Source organism: Kitasatospora sp. NPDC001539 (assembly GCF_040298565.1).
In the GTDB taxonomy this organism is placed as follows: domain Bacteria; phylum Actinomycetota; class Actinomycetes; order Streptomycetales; family Streptomycetaceae; genus Kitasatospora.
Genome location: NZ_JBEPAK010000312.1, coordinates 1 through 7,115, shown reverse-complemented (window position 1 = coordinate 7,115; position 7,115 = coordinate 1). Strand labels below are relative to the sequence as shown.

The following is a 7,115-nucleotide window of genomic DNA, read 5'->3' as shown; positions in this document are numbered from 1 at the left end:
GCCGAGGGCGGCGGCCTCGGCCTGCACGTCGGACGCCAGCGCGGCGGTCTCCGCCAGCACCTCCCCGGCCGGCCGGCCCGCGTTGTCCTGTTCGATCCGGCGCCACACCCGCGGCTCGCCGCGCAGGTCGACCACGCACGCGCCGAGGTGGGTGATGCCGATCTCCAGGCCCAGACCGGCCGGGCCCCGGTCGTTGACGGTCAGCGCCCGTCCGGGGCGGCCCACCCGTCCGCTGGCCGTGGCCGGCGCCTCGGTCAGCGCGCCGCGGCCGATCAGCTCGTCCACCAGGGAGGAGACGGCCGCCCTGGTCAGGCCGACGCGCCCGGCGACGTCCGCGCGGGAGAGCGGGCCGTGCCCGGCGACCGCACCGAGCACGAGCGAGAGGTTCTGCCGTCGCATGTCCTGCTGCGAGGCGGGTCCGCTCTCCGGCCCCTTGCCCGCCCTGACCACCACCGCCACGCGCCCCTCCTACCGTTCCTCGGCCGGCGCACCCTGCAAGGCTCCGGCCCGACGCAGGGTATCCCCGATCCGTGTCAGCGCGTCCTGGTCCTTCGCCACGGCCTCCAGCACCGGGCCCTCGGCCGTGCGCCAGCGGCGCGCGACGGCGTCGGCGGGCTCGCCGGTGAGCAGGGCGGCGGCCTGGGCGGCGGCGCCGAGCGCGACCAGTTCCTGGGCGGCGGGCACCTTGACCGCCCGGCCCGACAACCGCAGGACGGTCCGCTGCCAGGCCCGTCCGCGGGCGCCGCCGCCGATCAGCAGCAGCGGCTCGTCGTCCGTCGGGTCCGCTCCGCCCGCGCGCAGCACGCCGTCCAGGGCGGTGAGCAGGGCGTGGGCGGCGCCGTCGTAGGCGGCCTGGAGCAGCTGCCCGGGGGTGGTGTCGTGGCGCAGTCCGTGGACCAGGCCGGAGGCGCCGGGGAGGTCCGGGGTGCGCTCGCCGTCCAGGTAGGGCAGGACGACGGCGGTGCCGCCGTCCTCGACCTCGTCGCGGCCGCGGCCGAGGAGGGCGGCGAAGCGGTCGACGGCGAGGGTGCAGTTGAGGGTGCAGGCGAGCGGGAGCCAGCCGCCGAGGGCGTCGGCGAAGCCCGCGACGGTGCCGCTCGGGTCGGCGGGGCGCGTCCGGCCGACGGCGTAGACGGTGCCGGAGGTGCCGAGGCTGAGCACCGGCTGCCCGGGCAGGAGGCCGAGCCCGAGGGCCGCCGCCATGTTGTCACCGGTGCCGGTGGCCACCGGCGTCCCCGCGCGCAGCGGCAGACCGGGACGGACCGCGCCCGCCCGCGCACCGGCGGGCAGGACCTGCGGAAGGAGCGCGGGGTCGAGCCCGATGCGGGCGAGGACGTCCCCGTCGTAGCCGTCCGGGCCCCACCAGCCCGTGCCGGACGCGTCGCCGCGGTCGGTCACCGCCTCCCCGGTCAGCCGCTCGGTCAGGAAGTCGTGGGGCAGCCGGACGGCCGCGACGCGGTCGGCCGCGGCGGGCTCGTGCTCGCGCAGCCAGGCCCATTTCGGGGCGGTGAAGGCGGCGGTGGGGACGCTTCCGGTGCGGCGGGCGAGCTCCGCCGCGCCGATCGCGTCGCGCAGGCCGGCGGCCTGCGGCGCGGACCGGACGTCGTTCCACAGCAGCGCCGGGCGGACCGGGCGGCCGGCCGCGTCGAGGGTGACCAGGCCGTGCTGCTGGCCGGCGACGGAGACGGCGGCCGCGCGGTCCGCCCACCCCGTGCGCGCCGCGGCCTCGCCGAGCGCCTCCCACCACTGCTCGGGATCGCTCTCCCGGCCGGCGCCCATGCTGACCGTGTGGGGGGCGCGGCCCGTGCCCACCACGGCACCGGTGTCGAGGTCGACGGCCAGGGCCTTCGTGGACTGGGTGGAGCTGTCGAAGCCGATCACGACACGCTGCTCAGCCATGCGTTCCTCCGGGGTGGGTTCCCTTTGACGTTCCGGCATACTAATTTGTTGAGAGCCCTGACAAACACCCTCCGCACCTGATCCGGAGCCGCGCCATGTCCAGCGACCCGCTCGTCCCCACCCCCGCGCACAAGTTCACCTTCGGCCTGTGGACCGTCGGCTGGCAGGGGCGCGACCCCTTCGGCGACGCGACCAGGCCGGCCCTCGACCCGGTCGAGACCGTCCAGCGGCTGGCCGCCCTCGGCGCCTACGGCGTCACCTTCCACGACGACGACCTGATCCCGTTCGGCGCCGGCGAGGCCGAGCGCGAGCAGGTGGTCAAGCGCTTCCGCGCCGCCCTGGACGCGGCCGGGCTGAAGGTGCCGATGGCCACCACCAACCTCTTCACCCACCCGGTGTTCAAGGACGGCGCGTTCACCGCCAACGACCGCGACGTGCGCCGGTACGCGCTGCGCAAGACCATCCGCAACATCGACCTGGCCGTCGAACTCGGCGCCTCGACGTACGTCGCCTGGGGCGGGCGCGAGGGCGCCGAGTCGGGCGCCGCCAAGGACGTCCGCACGGCCCTCGACCGGCTGAAGGAGGCCTTCGACCTCCTCGGCGAGTACGTCGAACGGCAGGGCTACGACCTGCGCTTCGCCATCGAGCCCAAGCCCAACGAGCCGCGCGGCGACATCCTGCTGCCCACCGTCGGCCACGCCCTGGCCTTCATCGACGCGCTGGAGCGCCCCGACCGGGTCGGTCTCAACCCCGAGGTCGGCCACGAGCAGATGGCCGGCCTCAACGTCCCGCACGGCATCGCCCAGGCCCTGTGGCACGGCAAGCTGTTCCACATCGACCTCAACGGCCAGTCCGGCATCAAGTACGACCAGGACCTGCGCTTCGGCGCGGGAGACCTCCGGCAGGCCTTCTGGCTGGTCGACCTCCTGGAGTCGGCCGGCTACGACGGCCCCCGGCACTTCGACTTCAAGCCGCCGCGCACCGAGGACTTCGACGGCGTGTGGGCCTCGGCCGCCGCCTGCATGCGCAACTACCTGCTGCTGGCCGAGCGTTCGCGCGCCTTCCGCGCCGACCCGGAGGTGCGGGCCGCGCTCGCCGCCTCGCGCCTGCCCGAACTCGCCCTGCCCACGGCCGAGGACGGACTGACCGGGCTGCTCGCGGACCGCTCCGCCTTCGAGGACTTCGACGTCGACGCCGCCGGCCGCCGCGGCATGGCCTTCGAGCACCTGGACCAGCTGGCCTACGAGCACCTCCTCGGCGCCCGCTGACCGGGACCGCCGCCGCGGCCGGGTCGGGCCGGTCAGGGCCCGACGTGGCCCGGCCCGGCCCGCCGCCGTCGAGGCCGAGCGAGCGCCGCCGTACCGCCGTACACGGCAGTCCGCCGCCCGTCCGCCGGTCCCCGTGCGGGCGGTGCGCAGCGCCGGTGCGCCGGCGGGTTCACGCCTGCGGCGCGGGCGGCTGCGCCTGCACCTCGACCACCACGGCGTGGCCGGGGCGGAGGGTGAGGCCCGGGGCGGCGAGGCCGACCCGGGCGAGGTACCGGCCGGTCACGACGGGCGCGGTCGCCCCCCGTGCCCAGGCCGGCCAGGTGTCCTCGGGGGACGAGAGCTCGGGGCGCACCCGCAGGGCGTAGCGGGTCGCGGGCTCCAGGCCCGGCAGGCGGACGGGCGCGCCGCTGTCTGCGACGGAGGTCTCCAGCTGGACGTAGGCGAAGACGGCGTGAGCCCGGTCGCGGGAGACCACACCGTGGACCCAGGCGGCCGGGTCGGGGTGGTCGGTGCGGACGACGTCGCCGCCGTGGAGCAGCGGCCGCAGCTGCTTGTAGGCGCCGACCCACGAGGTGAGCGCGCTCAGGTCCTCCTTCGACCAGGCCGAGATGTCGGCCTCGATGCCGGCGTGTCCGAACAAGGCGGTGGCGCAGCGGAAGGCGAGGCTGGTGTCGCGGTGGCTGATGTGGGCGGGCGTGGAACCGACGTGGGAGCCGATCAGTTCGGGGGGCAGGAGGAGGCCGGTCCAGCGCTGGACGGCCTGGCGTTCGATCGGGTCGATGTTGTCCGATCCCCAGATCCGGTCCGTGCGCTCCAGGATGCCGAGGTCGGCGCGGGCCCCGCCGGAGGAGCAGGACTCGATCTCCAGTCCGGGGTGGCGCTCGCGCAGTTCGTCCAGGAGCCGGTAGACCGCCGCCGTCTGCGCGTGCCACCTGCGGAGCTCGTCGACCAGGACGAGCTCTACGCCGACTTGGCCGCCACCTAACTGCTGACCCCGGCCGGCTGGCCCGGCCTGCCGGACACACGGCCGCGCGGTGCCGAAGCCGGCGCTGGGCGCACGCGGAGCAGGTCTCCATCGTCCGCCGGAACTGGTTCACGAACACTTCACCGGCCTCGCGGAACTCGCCCCGTTCCGCGGTCGTCATCGTCCATGGAAGTCCCAAGGAAAAGTCAAAGACGAGGAAGGTCCGGCAATGTCCCCGGTCAGAAGCACGGTCCGCGCGGTCGCCGTGGCCCTTCTGGCCGTGCTGGGCGTGCTGGTGCTGCACCAGTCCGCGTCCGCGCTCCTCCGGGAGGAAGGCTGTCCGAGGGTCGTCACGCAGGCGAAGCTCGCCGAGGACGCGCCGGCTCCCAAGAACCCGTCCGGCTTCTGCTGGACCCGCCCCCGGCGCCTCGAAGTCCCGGATCGCCGACCCGAGTTGACCGCGGTCCTCGCCGACGAAGCGCCCTCCCCCGGCCCCGTGCCGCCGGCCGGTGCGCCCGACGCGCCGCACTGGGCCCGCAGACAGCCCAGAGCGGCGGTCCTCCAGGTGTTCCGCTGCTGATCGGCGCCGACCGCGCCCGCACGCTCACCGACGGCCCGGACGCGCACAGGTCCGCGCCACCACACGCCACGGCAGCCCGCGCCGGGACGGCCCCGCCGTCACCGTCGCGCTGAGCGCTGCCGCCGCACCGGGCGGGCACGGTCCCCGAAGTCACCGTTCCCACACGACTTCAGAAGGTACCGAGGCACCGACATGCAGGCATTCATCGACCACGCCCGCACTTTCCACCACCGCGCCGCGCAGACCGCCGACGACTTCGAGCGGCTCGCGGCCGGCCAGAGCCCGCAGGCCCTGTTCATCACCTGCTCCGACTCCCGCATCATCCCGTCCGCCGTCACCGGCGCACGTCCCGGCGAGCTGTTCGAGATGCGGACCGCCGGCAACATCGTCCCGCCGTACCGGCCGGGCGTTCCGTCGGCCGAGGCCGCGACCATCGAGTACGCGGTCGAGGTCCTCGGTGTCGCCGACATCGTGGTGTGCGGCCACTCCCACTGCGGCGCCGTGGGCGCCGTGGTGCGCGGCGACGACCTCACCGGCGTGCCCGCGGTGCGCGAGTGGCTCGCCGAGGGCGCCGAACTGACACCCGGCCACGATCCGGGGCAGGACCTCGCCGGCCCCGTCCAGCGCCACGTCCTGGACCAGCTGGCGCGGCTGCACACGCACCCGAGCGTCGCGCGCCGCGCCGACGCGGGCCGGCTCGGGCTGCACGGCTGGTTCTACGAGGTGCACACCGGCGCGGTCCGCACCCACCGCCCCGGCACCGACCTCTTCCTGCCGCTGTGACGACGCGGCCCGCCACGACCGAATCTCCACGGATGAGGGCTCCCATGCGTTTTCCCGCACTCAAGTACGACGTCACCGCTTCGCTCGTCGTGTTCCTCGTCGCCCTGCCGCTGTGCGTGGGCGTCGCCGTCGCCTCGGGCGTGCCCGCCGAACTCGGCCTGATCACCGGCATCGTCGGCGGCCTGGTCACCGGCATGCTCCCCGGCAGCAGCCTCCAGGTCAGCGGCCCGGCCGCCGGGCTGACCGTCCTCGTCGCCGAGACCGTGCAGCGGTTCGGCCTGCCCGCGCTCGGCCTCGTCGTCCTCGCCACCGGCCTGCTCCAACTGCTGCTCGGCGCGCTGCGCTGGGGCCGCTGGTTCCGCGCGATATCCGTCGCCGTGGTCGAGGGCATGCTGGCCGGCATCGGCCTGGTGATCATCGCCGGGCAGCTCTACGCGATGGCCGGCCGGCCCGCGCCCGCGAGCGGCGTCGACAAGCTCCTCGGCCTGCCCGGCCTCCTGTCCCAGCTCCTCTCCGCCCCCGCCGCCCGCTACTCCTTCGTGGTCGGCGCCGGCACCATCGCCGTGATCCTGCTGTGGCAGCGCCTGCCCGCCAGGGTGCGGGTCGTGCCGGGCGCGCTGGTGGCCGTCCTGCTCGCCACCGGCGGCACCTGGCTCCTCGCAGGACCGGTGAAGAAGGTCGAGGTCAAGGGCCTCCTGGACGCGATCCAGCCGCCCGGCGCCGGCGTGCTCCAACAGGTCACTCCGGCCCTGATCGTCACGATCGTGGCCTTCACCCTCGTCGCCTCGGCCGAGAGCCTGTTCAGCGCGGCCGCCGTCGACCGCCTCCACGACGGGCCGCGCACCGACTACGACAAGGAGCTCATGGCGCAGGGGGCCGGAAACGCGCTCTGCGGTGCGCTCGGCGCCCTGCCGATGACCGCGGTCATCGTCCGCAGCGCGGCCAACGTCCAGGCCGGCGCCCGGACCAGGGCGTCCCGCGTGCTGCACGGCGTATGGCTGCTGCTGTTCGCCGCGCTCCTGCCGGCGGCCCTCGGCGTCATCCCGGTCGCGGCCCTCGCCGGGGTGCTCGTCCACGCCGGGTTCAAGCTGCTGCCCTTCAAGCAGCTCGGCCCGCTGTGGCGCGAGCACCGCGCGGAGGCGGTCGTCCTGGCCGTCACGGCCGTCGCCATCGTCACGGTGAACATGTTCGAGGGCGTGCTGATCGGTCTGGGCCTGTCGATCCTCAAGAGCGCCTGGGAGACGTCCCGCCTGCACGTGGAGACGGAGGAGCGGACCGACGGCGTCACCCACGTCCGTCTGACCGGCAACGCCACCTTCCTCCGGCTGCCCAAGCTCCTCGACGCCCTGGAGGCGGTTCCCGCCGACCGCGTCGTCGAGCTGGACCTGACCGGGATCCGGCACCTGGACCACGCCTGCCAGAGCGCGCTGACCACCTGGGCCGAACGCCACAACGCCCACGCCCCCGAGGCCGTGCGGCTGATCCCCGCGGCAGCCGGTCCGGCCTGACCGGGCACAGGACGAGCGCGACTCCCGTGCACAAGGTCACCGATCTCAAAGTCCTCTACTTCGGCACCCCCGTGGTACTGATCGGCTCACGCAACGAAGACGGCAGCGCCAAC

Annotated in this window: 7 protein-coding genes; 4 read left to right on the top strand and 3 right to left on the bottom strand. The window is 75.1% G+C overall.

Annotated features, from left to right (window positions below):
• Together ABT247_RS30185 and xylB are read right to left on the bottom strand one after the other, a co-directional pair.
• Positions 1–459, bottom strand: a 459-nt coding sequence (locus ABT247_RS30185) for a MarR family transcriptional regulator (protein WP_350748828.1), incomplete at its 3' end; no start/stop codon positions are given.
• Positions 460–468: 9 nt separating this feature from the next.
• The gene (gene xylB, locus ABT247_RS30180) at positions 469–1,899 is read right to left on the bottom strand and encodes a xylulokinase (RefSeq protein ID WP_350748826.1); all 1,431 of its coding nucleotides are present in this window, start codon (positions 1,897–1,899) and stop codon (positions 469–471) included.
• A gap of 95 nt (positions 1,900–1,994) precedes the next feature.
• Between xylB and xylA the strand changes: the two genes are divergently transcribed.
• Complete coding sequence (gene xylA / locus ABT247_RS30175) at positions 1,995–3,167, top strand: xylose isomerase (protein WP_350748823.1); 1,173 nt, start codon at positions 1,995–1,997, stop codon at positions 3,165–3,167.
• A 169-nt stretch (positions 3,168–3,336) separates the two neighbouring features.
• On the opposite strand, the gene ABT247_RS30170 is transcribed toward xylA, so the two are convergent.
• The gene (locus ABT247_RS30170; RefSeq protein ID WP_350748831.1) at positions 3,337–4,056 is read right to left on the bottom strand and encodes an alpha-galactosidase; all 720 of its coding nucleotides are present in this window, start codon (positions 4,054–4,056) and stop codon (positions 3,337–3,339) included.
• Positions 4,057–4,360: 304 nt separating this feature from the next.
• Here ABT247_RS30170 and ABT247_RS30165 point away from each other — a divergent pair, with 304 nt between their 5' ends.
• From ABT247_RS30165 to ABT247_RS30155, 3 genes are all read left to right on the top strand, one after another.
• Positions 4,361–4,711, top strand: coding sequence for a hypothetical protein (locus tag ABT247_RS30165; RefSeq protein ID WP_350748820.1), 351 nt, complete (start codon positions 4,361–4,363; stop codon positions 4,709–4,711).
• 192 nt (positions 4,712–4,903) lie between these two features.
• Positions 4,904–5,494, top strand: a complete 591-nt coding sequence (locus ABT247_RS30160; protein ID WP_350748817.1) for a carbonic anhydrase — start codon at positions 4,904–4,906, stop codon at positions 5,492–5,494.
• Between the two features lie 44 nt (positions 5,495–5,538).
• Positions 5,539–7,002, top strand: a complete 1,464-nt coding sequence (locus ABT247_RS30155; protein WP_350748814.1) for a SulP family inorganic anion transporter — start codon at positions 5,539–5,541, stop codon at positions 7,000–7,002.
• The last annotated feature ends 113 nt before the right edge of the window (positions 7,003–7,115 follow it).